The 16,998-nt window shown below is 68.1% G+C and carries 13 protein-coding genes; 9 read left to right on the top strand and 4 right to left on the bottom strand.

Translation table 11 applies throughout. The features are described from left to right. Positions 1-5 precede the first annotated feature (5 nt). The 3 genes from QPK29_RS15625 to QPK29_RS15615 form a co-directional block, all read right to left on the bottom strand. A complete protein-coding gene (locus QPK29_RS15625) occupies positions 6-347 on the bottom strand; it encodes a PspC domain-containing protein (protein ID WP_056132559.1) in 342 nt (113 codons plus the stop codon). A 61-nt stretch (positions 348-408) separates the two neighbouring features. Beyond that, on the bottom strand, positions 409-1,668 hold the full coding sequence (gene odhB, locus QPK29_RS15620) for a 2-oxoglutarate dehydrogenase complex dihydrolipoyllysine-residue succinyltransferase (RefSeq protein ID WP_371768004.1): 1,260 nt from the start codon (positions 1,666-1,668) through the stop codon (positions 409-411). Positions 1,669-1,738: 70 nt separating this feature from the next. Beyond that, positions 1,739-4,594: a 2-oxoglutarate dehydrogenase E1 component gene (locus QPK29_RS15615; RefSeq protein ID WP_056132186.1), complete on the bottom strand. Its 2,856-nt coding sequence runs from the start codon at positions 4,592-4,594 to the stop codon at positions 1,739-1,741. 299 nt (positions 4,595-4,893) lie between these two features. Between QPK29_RS15615 and QPK29_RS15610 the strand changes: the two genes are divergently transcribed. The 5 genes from QPK29_RS15610 to QPK29_RS15590 are packed head-to-tail and all read left to right on the top strand — an operon-like array spanning position 4,894 to position 9,252. Further along, complete coding sequence (locus QPK29_RS15610; protein ID WP_371768003.1) at positions 4,894-5,553, top strand: PepSY-associated TM helix domain-containing protein; 660 nt, start codon at positions 4,894-4,896, stop codon at positions 5,551-5,553. A 25-nt stretch (positions 5,554-5,578) separates the two neighbouring features. Then, positions 5,579-6,091, top strand: a complete 513-nt coding sequence (locus QPK29_RS15605; RefSeq protein ID WP_056132177.1) for a DUF2271 domain-containing protein — start codon at positions 5,579-5,581, stop codon at positions 6,089-6,091. A gap of 10 nt (positions 6,092-6,101) precedes the next feature. After that, the gene (locus QPK29_RS15600; RefSeq protein ID WP_056132174.1) at positions 6,102-6,914 is read left to right on the top strand and encodes a DUF4198 domain-containing protein; all 813 of its coding nucleotides are present in this window, start codon (positions 6,102-6,104) and stop codon (positions 6,912-6,914) included. Continuing rightward, complete coding sequence (locus tag QPK29_RS15595; RefSeq protein WP_371768002.1) at positions 6,911-7,918, top strand: FAD:protein FMN transferase; 1,008 nt, start codon at positions 6,911-6,913, stop codon at positions 7,916-7,918. The genes QPK29_RS15600 and QPK29_RS15595 overlap by 4 nt, the downstream gene beginning before the upstream one ends. Beyond that, positions 7,915-9,252 (top strand): sulfite reductase subunit alpha, encoded by a 1,338-nt coding sequence (locus tag QPK29_RS15590; protein WP_371768001.1) that lies wholly within the window; start codon positions 7,915-7,917, stop codon positions 9,250-9,252. Before QPK29_RS15595 ends, QPK29_RS15590 begins: the two co-directional genes overlap by 4 nt. Here the strand turns inward: QPK29_RS15590 and QPK29_RS15585 are convergent. Continuing rightward, complete coding sequence (locus tag QPK29_RS15585) at positions 9,246-10,676, bottom strand: carboxylesterase/lipase family protein (RefSeq protein WP_371768000.1); 1,431 nt, start codon at positions 10,674-10,676, stop codon at positions 9,246-9,248. The two genes, QPK29_RS15590 and QPK29_RS15585, sit on opposite strands and share 7 nt — an antisense overlap. Positions 10,677-10,890: 214 nt before the next feature. Here QPK29_RS15585 and QPK29_RS15580 point away from each other — a divergent pair, with 214 nt between their 5' ends. From QPK29_RS15580 to QPK29_RS15565, 4 genes are all read left to right on the top strand, one after another. Then, a complete protein-coding gene (locus QPK29_RS15580) occupies positions 10,891-12,606 on the top strand; it encodes a methyl-accepting chemotaxis protein (RefSeq protein ID WP_371767999.1) in 1,716 nt (571 codons plus the stop codon). A gap of 1 nt (position 12,607) precedes the next feature. After that, positions 12,608-13,843, top strand: coding sequence for a chemotaxis protein CheW (locus QPK29_RS15575; RefSeq protein WP_371767998.1), 1,236 nt, complete (start codon positions 12,608-12,610; stop codon positions 13,841-13,843). Positions 13,844-13,913: 70 nt separating this feature from the next. Next, positions 13,914-15,110: an SGNH/GDSL hydrolase family protein gene (locus QPK29_RS33540; protein ID WP_449820407.1), complete on the top strand. Its 1,197-nt coding sequence runs from the start codon at positions 13,914-13,916 to the stop codon at positions 15,108-15,110. 123 nt (positions 15,111-15,233) lie between these two features. After that, complete coding sequence (locus QPK29_RS15565; protein ID WP_371767997.1) at positions 15,234-16,646, top strand: OmpP1/FadL family transporter; 1,413 nt, start codon at positions 15,234-15,236, stop codon at positions 16,644-16,646. The last annotated feature ends 352 nt before the right edge of the window (positions 16,647-16,998 follow it).

The raw sequence follows: 16,998 nt of genomic DNA, 5'->3' as shown, positions 1-16,998 counted from the left end.
AAGACTCACTCTTCCGGCACGAAAATCCACAACAACAGGTAAATCACGATCCCGAATCCGAACGTGATGGTGAACAGCGCGAACACGAGCCGCCATACCCACGCATCCACGCCCGACACTTTCGCCAGGCCGCCGCAGACACCGCCCAGCCAGCGGTCGGTGCGCGAGCGGCGCAAGGTGTTCAGCTCGGACGCGAACGTACCGTCGGCACTCGCGCTCTTGTTCAGGTTCACGGTCGACGAGGCGCCGGACAATACCTTCGCCTTCGCCTGTTCGAATTCGGCGTCGGTCAAAGCGCCGGCCTGGTGCAGTTCGTGCAAACGCTTGATTTCATCGGAGATCATGATCATTCCCTTCCATCAGACACACGCACGGGCGCACCAGGCGGGCGCGCCCCCCGTTCGTGAATTACAGGTCGAGCAGCAGGCGGGCCGGATCTTCCAGCGCGTCCTTCATCGCGACCAGGCCCAGGACGGCTTCGCGGCCGTCGATGATGCGGTGGTCGTACGACATCGCCAGGTAGTTCATCGGGCGGATGACGATCTGGCCGTTCTCGACGACGGCGCGGTCCTTGGTCGCGTGCACGCCCAGGATCGCCGACTGCGGCGGGTTGATGATCGGGGTCGACAGCATCGAACCGAAGGTGCCGCCGTTCGAGATCGAGAACGTACCGCCGGTCAGGTCTTCCAGCGTCAGCTTTCCGTCCTTGGCTTTCTGGCCGAATTCGCCGATCTTCTTCTCGATCTCGGCGATCGACATCTGGTCGGCGTTGCGCAGGATCGGGACGACCAGGCCGCGCGGCGAACCGACGGCGATACCGATGTCGAAGTAGCCGTGGTAGATGATGTCGTTACCGTCGACCGACGCGTTCAGGATCGGGTACTTCTTCAGCGCGGCGACGGCGGCCTTGACGAAGAAGGACATGAAGCCCAGCTTGACGCCGTGCTCTTTCTCGAACTTGTCCTTGTACTTGGCGCGCATTTCCATGACCGGTGCCATGTTGACTTCGTTGAACGTCGTCAGGATGGCGTTGGTCGACTGCGATTGCAGCAGGCGCTCCGCGATACGGGCGCGCAGGCGGCTCATCGGCACGCGCTCTTCCGGGCGATCGCCCAGGTTGACGGCCGGCGCGGCCACTTGCGGCAGGGCTGCCTTCGGTGCGGCCTGCTGCAGCGGAGCCGGAGCGGCGACAGCCGGTTTGTTGGCGACGGCAGCCAGGGCATCGCCCTTGGTCACGCGGCCGTCACGGCCGGTGCCGGTCGCGTCGGCGGCCGTCATGTTGTTGTCTGCCAGGATCTTGGCGGCGGCCGGCATCGCGACGTCGCCCTTGGCGCCCGTCGATGCGCCTGCAGCCGGGGCGGCAGGAGCGGCTTCGGCGGCGGCAGCCGGGGCGGCAGTCACCTGCAGCGGGCTCACGCCGGCCGAGGCTTCGGTGTCGATGATGGCGATGACTTCACCCGAGACGACGGTACCGCCGTCGTTCTTGATGATTTGCACGATCACGCCGGCAGCCGGTGCCGGCAGTTCCAGGACCACCTTGTCGGTCTCGATGTCGATCAGGTTCTCGTCGCGCGAGACGGCTTCGCCGACTTTCTTGTGCCACGACAGCAGGGTCGCTTCGGCGACCGATTCCGACAATTGGGGGACCTTGACTTCGATTTGTGCCATTTAGAAAACTCCGTTTTTGTATTCTGTGCAAAAAACCCCGCACCACGGGCGCGGGGTCAATGAGCGCTGCTTATTTGGTCAGGACAAAACCCTTCAGCTTCGAGAACGCGGTGTCCAGCAGTTCCTTCTGCTGCGCCACGTGCTTGTCGGTGTAGCCGACGGCAGGCGACGCGGAAGCCGGACGGCCGGCGTATGCCAGGCGCTGGCCTGCTTCCATGCTTTCGAACACGTTGTGCTGGATCTGGAACCACGGGCCCTGGTTCTGCGGCTCGTCCTGCGTCCACACCACTTCGGTGGCGTTCGGGAACTTCTTCAGTTCGGCCTGGAACGCCTTGTGCGGGAACGGGTACAGCTGCTCGATGCGGAGGATGGCCGTGTCCGTCGTGCCGCGGGTCTTGCGTGCGTTGACCAGGTCGTAGTACACCTTGCCCGAGCAGACGATCACGCGCTTGACCTTGTTGGCGTCGATCTTGTCGTCCAGTTCGCCGATGACGGTCTGGAAGCCGCCCTTGGCCAGGTCGGTCAGCGGCGAGCCGGCGTCCTTGTTACGCAGCAGCGACTTCGGCGTGAAGATGACGAGCGGCTTGCGGAACTGGCGCACCATCTGGCGGCGCAGCAGGTGGAAGATCTGCGCGGCCGTGGTCGGCTGAACGACTTGCATGTTGTGGTCGGCGGACAGCTGCAGGAAGCGCTCGATACGGGCCGACGAGTGCTCCGGACCCTGGCCTTCGTAGCCGTGCGGCAGCATCATGACGAGACCCGACGCGCGGCCCCACTTCACTTCGCCCGACGCGATGAACTGGTCGATCACGACCTGCGCACCGTTCACGAAGTCGCCGAACTGGCCTTCCCAGATCGTCAGCGTGTTCGGCTCGGCGGTCGAATAGCCGTATTCGAAGCCCAGCACCGCTTCTTCCGACAGCACGGAGTCGATGACGGTGAAGTTGGCCTGGTTGTCCGACACGTTCGCCAGCGGCAGGTAGATACCCTGGTCCCAGCGCTCGCGGTTCTGGTCATGCAGCACGGCGTGACGGTGCACGAACGTGCCGCGGCCGGCGTCCTGGCCCGACAGGCGGACGGCGTAGCCCGAGGCCAGCAGCGACGCGTAGGCCAGGTGTTCGCCCATGCCCCAGTCGAGGTTCTGCTCGCCCTGGCCCATCTTGGCGCGGTCGGCCAGCACTTTCTCGACGAGCGAGTGCAGCTTGAAGTTCTCCGGCACGGTCGTGATGCGCTGGGCCAGGCGTTTCAGCTCGGTCAGCGGCACGGCGGTGTCGGCGGCGTCCGTCCACTTCTTGTTCAGGAACGGCGCCCAGTCGACGGCGTACTTGTTCTTGAAGTCGGTCAGGACCGGGTCGACGGTGTGCTTGCCGGCGTCCATCGCGGCGCGGTACGCGGCCACGAGCTGGTCGCCGCCGTCGGCGGCGATGGTGCCCTGCGCGGCCAGCTTGTCCGCGTACAGCTTGCGGGTGCCCGGGTGCTTGGCGATCTTCTTGTACATCAGCGGCTGGGTCAGGGCCGGGGTGTCCTGCTCGTTGTGGCCCAGCTTGCGGTAGCAGATCACGTCGACGACGATGTCTTTATGGAACTCGGTGCGGTAGTCCATCGCCAGCTGCGAGGCCAGCACGACGGCTTCCGGATCGTCCGCGTTCACGTGCAGCACCGGTGCCTCGATCATCTTGACGACGTCGGTGCAGTACAGCGTCGAGCGCGCGTCGCGCGGGTCGGACGTGGTGAAGCCGATCTGGTTGTTGATGACGATGTGGACCGTGCCGCCCGTGCCGTAGCCGCGGGTCTGCGCCAGGTTCAGGGTTTCCATCACGACGCCCTGGCCTGCGAACGCGGCGTCGCCGTGCACGAGGATCGGCAGGACTTCCTTGCCGAGGCGGTCGCCGCGGCGCTCCATGCGCGCCTTGACGGAACCTTCCACGACCGGGTTGACGATTTCCAGGTGCGACGGGTTGAACGCCAGCGACAGGTGGACCGGGCCGCCCGGGGTCGAGATGTCGCTCGAGAAGCCCTGGTGGTATTTGACGTCGCCGGCCGGCAGGTCGTCGGCGTGCTTGCCTTCGAATTCCTCGAACAGGTCGGACGGGGCCTTGCCCAGCGTGTTGACCAGCACGTTCAGGCGGCCGCGGTGGGCCATGCCGATGACGATTTCCTGCACGCCGTGCTCGCCGGCGCGGCGGATCACTTCGTCCATCGAGGCGATGAACGATTCGCCGCCTTCCAGCGAGAAGCGCTTGGCGCCGACGTACTTGGTGTGGAGGTAGCGCTCCAGGCCTTCGGCCGCGGTCAGGCGCTCGAGGATGTGTTTTTTCTTTTCAGCGGTGAAGGTCGGGGTCGAACGGATCGACTCGAGCTTCTCCTGCAGCCAGCGCTTCTCGGTCGGATCGCTGACGTACATGAATTCTGCGCCGATGGAACGGCAGTAGGTGTCGCGCAACATGTTCAGCAGGTCGCGCAGCGATGCGTCTTCCTGGCCGAAATAGGTGTTGCTGATGTTGAACTTGGTGTCCAGGTCGGCTTCGGTGAAGCCGTAGAAGGCCGGATCCAGTTCCGGGATCGGCGGACGCTCCTGGCGCTGCAGCGGGTCCAGGTTGGCCCAGCGCGAGCCGAGGTAGCGGTAAGCGGCGATCAACTGGGTCACGGCGACGCGCTTGCGGCCGAGTTCAGCGTCCGGCGATGCGGTCACGGTGCGGATCGGGCCCTGCTTGGCGCGTTCGGCGAACGAAGCGATCACGGACGAGTGATCCACGTCCGGCTTGGCGGTACCGTCGACGGCGGGCATGTGCTGCATCGCGTCGAAATAGGCGCGCCAGTTATCGGGGACGGAGCCCGGATTGTTCAGGTACGCTTCGTACAACTCTTCCACGTACGGCGCATTACCGCCGAACAGGTACGAGTTGGCGTTATATTGTTGCATCATTCTTGCTCACCTTTCTTCGCGTTTCGCGATTTTAGGGCGGGTTAATCTAACCTTCCGCGACACGGCCTGACCGGTTAGCGGATCGCACTTACTTCATATCAAGTTGTGGGGGAAGGACTCTAAAGGCAAATCAATGCAGCCGACCTGCCCATTGGCGCACGACATTGTAACGCAAGGATTCGGCCGCCGCTGACCCCGCACCGACATTTTATTCATTCCGATATTACTTTTTTCCACATTGTCAACTCAATCATGAACCAGCGGTTGACCGCCTAAATGATAATCGTTATCATTTGCGTATGCTCCCGACCGGCTCCACATCCCCCGCCTCCACCGCGCCGCCCGCCGCGCGCCGTGCCACATTCCTCCGCCAGTTGCATCAATGGCACTGGATCAGTTCCGCCCTGTGCCTGATGGCCATGCTGTTGTTCGCCATCACGGGTTTTACTTTGAATCACGCGTCCCAGATCGAAGCGAAGCCGGCCGTCACGCGCCAGAAGGCCGCCCTGCCCCCGGCGCTGCGCACCCGGATCGAGGAATTCGCCGCCGGCCATGCCGACGCCAACGTCCCCCTGCCCGCCCCGCTGGCCGACTGGGCCGAGCAGACGTTCCCCGTGCAGGTGCGCGGCGTGCGCGCCGAATGGAGCGAGGAAGATGCCTACGTGGCCCTGCCCCGCCCCGGCGGCGACGCCTGGCTGCGCATCGGCGTGGACGGCAATGCCGAATACGAAACGACGGACCGCGGCTGGATCTCGTGGCTGAACGACATGCACAAGGGCCGCAACGCCGGTCCCGTGTGGGGCTGGTTCATCGACATCTTCGCCATCGCCTGCATCGTGTTCTGCGTCACCGGTTTCCTGATCCTGAAATACCACGCGGCCAACCGGCCGTCGACATGGCCCGTGATCGGCCTCGGCATCGTGCTGCCGATCGTGCTGGCCCTGCTGTTCGTTCACTGAATTATCTACCGACCCGAAAGCCCACATGAAACTGTCCCACTCGCTCGCCCTGACCCTGCCGCTCGCCTCGAGCTGGGCGATGGCCGCCGACCTCACCGTCAAGTTCGAACTGCCGCAGCTGAACGTGGCGGAGTATCACAAGCCCTACGTCGCGATCTGGATCGAACGCGCGGACCAGAGCGTCGCCAACACGCTGGCCGTGCTGTACGACGTCAAGAAGCGCGACAACGCGGGCACCAAGTGGGTCAAGGACCTGCGCACGTGGTGGAGAAAAGCGGGCCGCGACGTCACCCTGCCGATGGACGGCGTGAGCGGCGCCACCCGTACGGCCGGCGTGCAGACGCTGACCTTCCCGGCCGCCCGCGCCGGCCTGGACAAGCTGCCGGCGGGCGACTACAAGCTCGTGATCGAAGCCGCGCGCGAAGCCGGCGGCCGCGAACTCGTGCGCGTGCCGTTCCACTGGGAGCCGAAATCGAACGTGGCCGCCGCCTTCGCCGGCAAGGAAGAACTGGGCGCCGTGTCGCTCAGCATCAAGTAAGGAGACCAGCATGCACATCAAGCAGATCGCCATCGCACTCGCCCTGGCCGGCATCGCCTGCGTCGCGCAGGCGCACCGTCCGTGGATGATCCCGAACACGAGCCTCATCGAATCCGACCGCGGCGAAGCGTGGGCGACCATCGACGCCGCCATCTCGGAAGGCCTGTTCGAGACGGACTTCATGCCGCAGAAGCTGGACGGGCTCACGGTCACCGACCCGGACGGCAACACGGCCCCGGCGCCGGCCGCGACGCTGGGCAAGCACCGCTCCACCGTCGACATCCGCCTGCCGAAGGACGGCACCTACCGTGTCACCCTGGCCGCCGTGAACGTGATGGGCGCCTATAAACTGAACGGCGAGACGAAGCGCTTCCGCGCCACCGAGCAGACCGTGAAGGACGAAGTCCCGGCCGGCGCCACGGAAGTGCGCAGCATGACGATGGTGCAGCGCCAGGACACGTTCGTCACCCTGAACAAGCCGACGGCGGGCGCGCTGAAGCCCACCGGCTCGGGCCTGGAACTGGTCGCGCTGACGAATCCGACCGAACTGCGCGCCGGCGAGAAAGCGAAGTTCCGCTTCCAGCTGGACGGCAAGCCGCTCGCGAATTTCCCGTTCAGCCTGATCCCGGGCGGCGTGAAATACCGCGGCACGCTGAACGAAGTGCGCCTCACCACGGACGCGAACGGCGACGCCAGCTTCACCCTGCCCGCGCCGAACATGTACTGGCTGAGCGCCGCGTATCCGGCCAACGCGCCGCGCGGCATGGACGGCCCGGCGAAGCGCTACAGCTACTCGGCCACGTTCGAGATCCTGCCGGAATGACCTTGACCGAACGCGCCGTCCTCATTCCCCTCGACCTCGACCCGGCCGTGCCGCCGCCGGGCAGCCGGATCCACACGTTCGAAGGCGCGAGCATGGGGACGACGTGGGCGGTCAGCGTCGCCGCCGGCGACGTCGACGATCCGCGCCCGGCGCTGCAGGCCGAACTGGATGCGATCGTCGCCCAGATGAGCCACTGGGAACCCGACTCGCTGCTGTCGCGCTACAACCGCGCGCCGGCCGGCACGTGGGCCGACCTGCCCGCGCAATTCTTCGACGTGATCGACTACGCGCTGTGGGCGCACATGGCCAGCGGCGGCGCGTACGATCCGGCCGCGGGCGCCCTCGTGGACCTGTGGGGCTTCGGCGCCGCGCGGCGCTACGACCACACGGGGTTCTACGCGCCGACCGACGCCGCCATCGAGCGCGTCATGGAGCAACGCGCTGCGGCGCGCCTGTCGTTCGACCGCGACGGGCGCCGGCTGCTGCAGCCGGGCGGCCTGCGGCTCGACCTGTCCTCCATCGCGAAGGGCTACGCCGTCGACCGCCTCGCGCAATGCCTGGAGCGGCGGGGACTCCGCCACTACCTCGTCGAGGTGGGCGGCGAACTGCGCGGCGCGGGCGTCAAGCCGGACGGACATCCGTGGTGGGTGGAGATCGAAGGCGTGCCCGATAGCGCCACGCCGCAGGCCGTCGTCGCGCTGCACGGCCTGTCCATCGCGACGTCCGGCGACTACCGCCAGTATTTCGAACACGACGCGCGCCGCGTGTCGCACACGCTGGACCCGCGCACGGGCCGGCCCGTCGCCAACGACGTCGCTTCCGTAACCGTGCTGGCGCCCACGTGCATGGAAGCCGACGCGCTGTCGACCCTCCTCGCCGTGCTCGGTCCCGACGACGGCGCCGCGTTCGCGGAGGCGCGCGCGCTGGCCGCACGGGTCCTCGTGCGGCGCGCGGGCACGCTGGACGAGATCGTGACGCCGGCGTGGAAGGCGCTGCTGCAATGACGACGGAACCGCTGCGCCTCGCGGGTGCGCTGGCCCTGTCCCTGGGCTGGCTCGGGCTGTCGTTCACCATGTGGCGCACCCACCGCAACAGTACCGCCCTGGACGTCAAGGGCGCGGACTGGCTCGTCGTCCACGCCAGCCAGACGGGCAGCGCGGAAGGGCTCGCGAAACGCAGCGCGGAGCTGCTGGCGACGGGCGGCCTGGCCGCGCGCGCCGTGTGCATCTCCGCGCTCGACCGCGACCGGCTCGCATCCGCCACGCGCGTGCTGTTCATCGCCAGCACGTACGGCGAAGGCGATGCGCCCGACACGGCGGCGCAGTTCGCGGGCCGGTTGATGGCGGCCGGTCTCGACCTGTCCCACCTGCACTACGCCGTGCTCGCGCTGGGCGACCGGAACTACGCGAATTACTGCGGCTTCGGCCGCGCGCTGGACGCCTGGCTCGCGCAGCAGGGCGCGACGCGCCTGTTCGACCGCATCGACGTCGACCGCGGCGATGCCAAGGCGCTGGCGGAATGGCAGCATCACGTGGGCCGCCTGGCGGGCACGGACGACGCACCGGACTGGGACGCGCCGGCCTACGGCAACTGGCGCATCGTCGCGCGCACGCTGGAAAATCCCGGCAGCGCGGGCGCGCCGTTGTACCGCGTCGCGCTCGAACCCGTCGGCGGCGCGCTGCCGGAGTGGGAAGCGGGCGACCTCGCCCAGGTCAGCCCGCCGGCGGATCCCGGGCACCCGCGCGAATACTCGATCGCCTCGCTGCCGATGGAAGGCCGGCTCGAACTGCTCGTGCGCCTGCAGCGGCGCGAAGATGGAAGTGCCGGCGCGGCGTCCGGGTGGCTGTGCGCTCAAGCCGCCGCGGCCGACCTCGTGCGCCTGCGCCTGCGCGCGCACGAGCGCTTCCGCCTCGGCGCGAATGCGCAGCGGCCCCTGGTCGCCATCGGCAACGGCAGCGGCCTGGCCGGCCTGCGCGGCCTGCTCAAGGCGCGCATCGCCGCGGGCCGGATGGATAACTGGCTGCTGTTCGGCGAGCGCAACCAGATCCACGATTTCCTGCTGCGCGACGAGCTGCAGGCATGGAGAGACGGCGGCCGACTGGCGCACCTCGACCTCGCATTCTCGCGCGACCAGGCCGAGCGCCGCTACGTGCAGGACGTGCTGCGCGACCGGGCCGACCGGCTGCGCGAGTGGGTGGAGCGCGGCGCCGCGATCTATGTCTGCGGCAGCCTGCAGGGCATGGCCGGCGGCGTGCACGAGGCCTTGCAAGCCATCCTCGGCGCGCCGCGATTGGAACAGCTTGCGGCCGAGGGCCGCTACCGCAGGGACGTTTATTGACCGCCGGCCGCGACGGTCGTGGCGTCGATCTCCGATCCCCACGGATCGCGCAGCGCGACCGGCTTGCCGTCTTCGGCGAAATCCATGATCACGTCCCTGTCGCCCGCATAGCGCGGCCACGCGGGCAGCTTGCGGCCGTTCGGATCGCCCTTCTTCGCGAAGTTCACGAGGTAGGCGCTCATCGCGCGGCCCATCGCCACGTCCTTCTTCGTGACGGCAGCGCCGTACTTGACGTCGACCGTGTCGAAGAAATACGGGATGTCGCTCGCGTGCTGCGCGCCCGTCCTGCCGATGCTGTCGGCCACGTACGAGAAGCGGTATGCGTACACGGGCACGCCCTGCGCGGCGAGGCGGCCGGCGAGGCTGCGCGCGCCCGCGACCATGAAGCCCGTCTTGCCGCCGATGTCGGCACTCGTCGCGCCGATCATCACGGGGACTTTCGCAAAGCGGCCTGACGCGAACGCGGCGCCCGTCTCGACGGCTACCTTGCCGTCCGCGAACGGTCCCGCGTACGTCGCCGGATTCTGCGGCGCGCGGTTGGCCAGGTTCATGCCGTCGACGACCTGCTCGGCCGGCAGCGCGCGCAGTTTATCGAGTGCCTGCGGATCGTCCGCCGCGATGCCCTTGGCCGTCGCGAAATTCACGCCGATCTGCTCCACGCTTGCCAGCCCCGGATCGGCCGACTTGCCGTCGCCGCCGGACAGCACGACCGCCTTCGCGAACAGGCCCTGCGCCTGCGGTGACGTCAGCAACGCGTTGACGGACATGCCGCCGGCCGATTCGCCGATGATCGTCACGTTGGACGCATCGCCGCCGAACGCCGCCACGTTACGCTTGACCCACTGCAGCGCGGCCAGCTGGTCCATGTACCCGTAATTCCCAAGCGGTTCGTCCTTTGCATGCTGCGTCAGCTGCGGATGCGCGAAAAAGCCGAAGCGCCCCAGCCGGTAATTGAAACTGACCAGCACGACGCCCTGCTTCGCCAGCGCGGCGCCGGAATAGGTCGGCGGCGACGACCCGCCGTTGACGAAGCCGCCGCCATAGATCCACACGACCACGGGCAGCTGCGCGGACGCTTTCGCCTTCGCGGGACGCCACACGTTCACGTACAGGCAATCCTCGGCCGGCGGCGTGCCGAGCGGCGCGGCGTCGCTGGGGAAAGGCAGCTGCATGCAGTCATGGCCGTATTCCGTCGCCGCGCGCACGCCGGACCAGGCAGCCGCCGGCTGCGGCGCGCGCCAGCGCAGCTCACCGACCGGCGGCGCGGCAAACGGGATGCCCTTCCAGCTGGCGACGCCCTTGTCGACGGCGCCCTGGACCTTGCCGGTGTCCGTGGTCACGACGGGACCGCTGGCGGCATACGCGGTGGAGGCGATGGTAGTTAGCGCTAACACGAGCAGGGATGGCAGGGTCGGACGTGGCATGGTGTCTCCTTGTTGTGGGTATGGAATGCATTCCGATGCTAATGACCGTATGGCAACCCGTCAATGGAAACCTCGCCTTGTGCCGTAAGTACTCAGCAACAAATAATCGAAATCATCAAAATTATCTCGCATTCTCACGATAAAAATGATTAAATCGCCAAATAGATTTCCGCACGGAAATATTATGAACATCATGACGCCACCACGAGAAGCCATGCATATGATCGCCCCTGCCCCGGTCACCTCCCGGGATGACCTTGCCCACGCCGCGCTGGATGCCATCAACCGCGCCCAGGCCGTGATCGAATTCGGTCTCGACGGCCGCATCCTGCACGCCAACCAGAACTTCCTCGACGCGCTCGGCTATGAGCTGCACGACGTCGTCGGGCAGCCGCATGCGATGTTCTGCGAACCGGAGTACGTGCGCTCGCAGGCGTACCGCGATTTCTGGAAGCACCTGGCCGCCGGCGAATACCACGCGGGCGAGTTCAAACGCGTGGCCCGCGACGGCAGCCCGGTGTGGATCCACGCCACGTACAACCCGATCTTCGATGCGGACGGCAAGCCCGCGAAGGTCGTCAAGTTCGCCACCGACATCACGGCGGCCAAGCTGCGCAACATCGACTTCGAGGGCAAGATGGCCGCGATCGACCGGACCCAGGCCGTCATCGAATTCGATTTGCAGGGCAATGTGCTGCACGCGAACGCCAACTTCCTCGCCGTGACGGGCTATACGCTCGACGAGGTGCGCGGCCGCCACCACCGCATGTTCTGCCTGCCGGAGCACGCGCGCTCGGCCGGGTACCTCGCGTTCTGGGAGCGGCTCGGGCGCGGGCAGGCCGACAGCGGCGAGTACCGGCGCGTGACGAAGGACGGCCGCACCGTGTGGATCCTCGCCGCGTACAACCCGATCCTCGACGCGGACGGCAAGCCGGTCAAGATCGTCAAGTTCGCCACCGACATCACGGCGCGCAAGGCGCTCGCCGCCGAGAGCCGCGGCAAGCTGGACGCCATCGGCCGCTCGCAGGCCGTGATCGAGTTCGACCTGCACGGCAACGTGCTGGCCGCGAACGACAACTTCCTGCGCACGATGGGTTATCTCGCGGACGAGGTGGTCGGCCGCCATCACAGCATGTTCTGCGACGAGGCGCTCATCCAGAGCGCCGCGTACCGCAACTTCTGGTCCGACCTGGCGCGCGGCCAGTTCCAGTCCGGCCGCTTCCGCCGCCGCGGCAAGCACGGCGCCGACATCTGGATCCAGGCCACGTACAACCCGATCCTCGACGCCGACGGCAAGCCCTATAAAGTCATCAAGTTCGCGATGGACGTGACGGAGCAGGTGCACCGCGAGGAGCAGCTCGGCGCCAAGATCAAGGCGATGTCCGCCGTGCTGGCCGACCTGTCGCAATCGATCGCCTCCATCGCCCAGGGTTCGCAGCAGTCGGCCGGCCTGGCGGTGCAGACGCGCGACCAGGCGGCCGAAGGCAGCACGCTGCTGGCGCGCTCGAAGGATGCGATCCTCGCGATCCAGAAATCCTCCGACGACGTGCACGAGATCATCGACACGATCAGCGACATCGCCAGCCAGACGCACCTCCTCGCGTTCAACGCGGCGATCGAGGCGGCGCGCGCGGGCGAACACGGCACGGGCTTTTCCGTCGTCGCCAACGAGGTGCGCAAGCTGGCCGAGAAATCCGCGCTGGCGGCGCGCGAGATCGCGAAGCTGATCAACGAGACGGCCGCCCGCGTGGGCGAAGGCACGCGCCTCGCCGGCGACGTGGAAGACGCATTTGGCCGCATCGTGCGCTCGGTCGCGGCGACGAGCGAATCGATCGCCCGCATCCACGCGTCGACGAGCGCGCAGGCCAACGCGACGCGCGACGCGTCCACGCTGCTGGCCGAGCTGGAACGCGTGGCCACGGAGCACTGACATGCGTCTGGCAGAAGTGCGCATCGACGCCGTGGACGTGGGCATCGCGGCGGACGCCGTCGTGCAGGCATTGCCGCAGCCGGACGCATTGGCCGCCCCGCCCCGCCGCGCGGGCGCGCTGGCCGGCGTCGTGGACCACGGCGGCGTGCTGGTGCCCGTCGTCGACCTCGCGCGCTGGGTCGAGACGGGCGAACGGCAGGACGGGCGCATCCTGATCCTGCGCGACGGCGGACGCCTGCTGGGGCTGCGCGTGTCGGCCGTCGGCGGGCTGGTCGACGTGGCATCCGATGCGGTGACGCGGCTGCATCACGACGACGATGCGGACGAGGTGTTCCACAGCGTGGCGCGCTCGCCGGAGACGGGACGTGTCCTGAACGTGCTGGACGTCGGCCGGCTCGCCGCGCTGGCCTGCGCGTGGCACGGCGGCGCGGCAATGGCGTCCGGGTCGCCTCCGCCACCGGCCGCGCACGACAGGCGCACGTATGCCGTGCTCGATGCGGGCACGCTGCGCCTGGGCGTGCCGGCCGGCGCGCTCGCCGAAGTGATCGCGATGCCGTCACGCGCGGCGATCGGCGACGGCGCGTGGTGCACGTGGCGCGGCCGGCACCTGGCCATCGTGCCGCCGGCCGCGGTCGATCCCGCCCTCGGGGGCGTCGGCGCGGGCCTGCTCGCCGTGCTGGAACACGACGGCCTCGCCCTCGGCGTGCCCGTGCGCGCAACCCTGCGCCTGGCGGATTTCGTTCCGGCCGCGACGGTCTACGACGACGATGGCGCCGAGGTCCGGCTGGTCGACGTGGCGGCGCTGTTCGCACGCCGTCCCGAGGCGGATCTGTCGCGGTCCGCGCACGCCGCCGCCCCGGCGCAGGCGCGTGCCGGCAAGCCGAACGACGCCGCGTACGTCGTGTTCGACGCGGACGGCCTCGCCGCCACGCCGCTCGACGCGCTGGAACGCGTGCTGCCGCTGGTCGACACGCCCGGCGCGACGATGCGCTGGGGTGACCAGGCCATTGCCGTCGTCGACCTGCGCCGTCCGAACCACGTGCCGGCGGAGCAAGGCCAGGTGCTGGTCGTGCGCGCGGGCGAGCGCCGCGTGGCGTGCGTGGCCGCGCGCGTGCACGTGATGATCCCGGCCGGCGGCGGGCAGTTGTACCGCCTCGGTGCCGGCGCGTTCATCATGACGGACGATGGCCGCGAACGGGCCAGCTACCGCATCGTCGACCTGACGACGTATTGCTAACACAAGTGTCAGTTGCGCCAGCGGGAGGCCGATGCCAGCATCGCTGTACCCCCCTCTCGCTGGAGTCACCATGACCGGACGCGCGCTCGCCGCCCTGCTCTTTTCCGCCCTGCTTGCCACCACCGCCACCGCAGCGGACGAAGGCTGGCGCACCGGCTGGTCGTCCGCGCCCGACTCCGCGGGACCGGCGCTGCCCGCGCAGACCCTGCGCCAGGTCGTGCGCACGACCACGAAAGGCACCCGCATGCGCATCCGCCTGTCGAACCTGTTCGGCACGCAGCCGCTGCACGTGGGCGCGGCGCACGTGGGACTGTCCGCGGGCGGCGCGCGCGTGGCGGCGGGCAGCGATCGCCCGCTGCTGTTCGGCGGCCGGCCGGCGGTCACGATCGCGGCGGGTTCGAGCGCGCTGTCGGATCCCGTCGACCTCGCCGTGGCCGCGCTGCAGCCGCTCGCGGTCAGCCTGTACCTGCCGGCGCCGGTGCCCGTATCGACGGTCCACGGCTTCGTGCTGCGGCCGACGTACCTGAAGGCGGCCGGCGACGTCACCGGTGCCGCCGACTTCCCCTCGGCCGCCACGGACGACAACCTCTATTTGCTCAGCGACGTGGAGGTTCTCGGACCGGACACTGGCCGCACGCTGGCCGTCATCGGCGACTCGATCGCGGACGGCGTCGGCGCCGAGGAGGCGGGCTGGCCGGACGCGCTGGCCGCCCGCCTGCAGGCCGAGCCGGCGCTGGCTACCATCGGCATCGCGAACGAGGGCATCGCCGGCAACCGCATCCTGAACGATGCGTCGACACCGTACGTCGGCCCCAGCGTGCTGGCCCGCTTCGACCGCGACACCCTCGACAAGCCCGGCGTGCGTTGGGTGCTGCTGCACGAAGGCGTCAACGACATCACGGCCGCGCGCCTGCTGGCTGCGCCGGCCGACCGGGTCACGGTCGGGCAGATCGAGGCCGGCATGCGCAAGCTGGCCGGGCGGGCCCGCGCGCGCGGCGTGAAAATCTGGGCCGGCACCCTGCTTCCGTTCGCCGGCACGAAGGACTTCTGGTCGGCAGACGCGGAGCGCGACCGCCTGGCGCTGAACGCGTGGATCCGCACGGCCGGCGTGTTCGATGCCGTCGTCGATTTCGACGCCGCCCTGCGCGACCCGGAACAACCCTCCCGCCTGAATCCCGCCTACGACAGCGGCGACCACCTGCATCCGAACGACGCCGGCTACCGCGTGATGGCGCAGCAGGTCGACCTGAGCCTGCTCCATCCCTGACCCGCGTTCTCCACACAACAGAAATAGAACGGTCGTACGAAATAGTGTATGCTTCGGCTCCCGCCGCCTCCGGCCCTTCCGGTCCGGGGGGCGGGCTACGAATCGATACTTGGAGTGAGACCGATGAACCAGAAACACCTGACCCTGCTCGTCGCCCTGGCCCTGGGCGCGTCGCTCGACGCGACCGCTTCCGGCTACCGCTTCGGCTCCCAGAGCGTGTCCGCCCAGGGCACGGCGGAAGCCAACGGCGCCGAAGCCGCCGATGCATCCACCATCTTCGCCAACCCGGCCGGCCTGTCGCGCCTGGAAGGCCGCCAGATCGTCGGCGGCATCACCGCCGTCGTCCCGCATTCGACGTTCCAGGATGCCGGCTCGACCCGCTTCACGAAGACCTCGACCGGCGGCGTGAAATCGCAGGACGACTACGCGCCGGGCGTCGTGGCCGCGCCGACGCTGTACTACAGCCAGAAAATTGACAGGCAGTGGACCGCCGGCGTCGGCGTGTTCGTCCCATACGGCACCAAGCTGGATTACGACGACAACTGGTCGGGCCGCTACTCGCTCACCAACATCAAGCTGGAGTCCATCAACATCAACCCGTCGGTGGCCTTCAGGCTCTCCGAGCAGCACAGCTTCGGTTTCGGCATCTCCGTCGAACACATGAAGGCGAGCCTGCGCCAGGGCGTGGACGTGCCGGGCTCGATCGCCGCCGCGCAGGCCGCGGGCAGCGGCGCCGCGCTGGTGCGCCAGATCGCTTCCCTGGGCGGCAACCCGGCCGCACTCGCGACCGCGGGCGACGCGCACGCGGGCGTGGAGGGCAAGGACTGGGGTTATGGCTTCAACGTGGGCTACATGTACTCGCCGACGCCGGATACCCGCTTCGGCATCGCCTACCGCTCGTCGATCAAGCATGAACTGAAAGGCGGCGCGGTGTGGGACTTCTCGACGGTGACGAGCGACGCCGTGGTCAACAAGGTGCTACAGGGCGCCTCGCACCACGTGAATTCCGCCGCGCGCGTGGACGTCAGCACGCCGGAGACGCTGTCGCTGAACGCCTTCCACCAGTTCGATGCGAAATGGGCCGGCATGGCCGACGTGACGTGGACGCGCAACTCGCGCATGCAGGACATCAACATCCAGTTCGTCGGCACCAACGAGGGCGACCTCGTGATCCGCCAGCAGTGGAAGAACACCGTGCGCGTGGCGCTGGGCGCGAACTATGCGCTGAACGACGCCGTGACCCTGCGCGGCGGCATCGCCCACGACGACGCCCCGGTCCGCGGCGACACGCTGCGCCACGCGGCGCTGCCGGACGCCGACCGCCTGCAACTGTCGTTCGGCGCGAACTGGAAGCTGACTCCGGCGTCGTCGCTGGACCTGGCCTACAGCTGGCTGCACTTCAACGACGCGAGCGGCAACTACACGAACAACTGCAATCCCGTGATGACGGGCTGCACCGGCAACGGCGAGACGACGCGCGGCACGTGGAAGACGCGCATGCAGTTGCTTGGCCTGGCGTACAACTACAAGTTCTGACCACCCGTCATTCCCGCGCACGCGGGAATCCATGCTGAGTGACTTCGGTGCTTCATTATGGGTTCCCGCCTGCGCGGGAACGACGGGATTCCAGAGTGTCGACGAATCGAATCCGACCCGCACCGCACCCCACACCCCACACCCCGAACGTCATCCCCGCGCAGGCGGGGATCCAGGTTCTGCATGCGCAGCGATGGCGCGTGCAAATTGGGTTCCCGCCTGCCCGCGAACGACGGGATTCTAGAGTTTCGACGAATCGAACCGGACCCGCACCGCACCCCACACCCCGAACGTCATCCCCGCGCAGGCGGGGATCCAGGTTCTGCATGCGCAGCGATGGCGCGTGCAAATT

Source organism: Massilia orientalis (genome assembly GCF_030411975.2).
Taxonomy (GTDB): Bacteria; Pseudomonadota; Gammaproteobacteria; order Burkholderiales; family Burkholderiaceae_D; genus Telluria; species Telluria orientalis.
The sequence above is the reverse complement of the archived record's forward strand: the minus strand, read 5'-3'. Positions and strand labels throughout refer to the sequence as shown.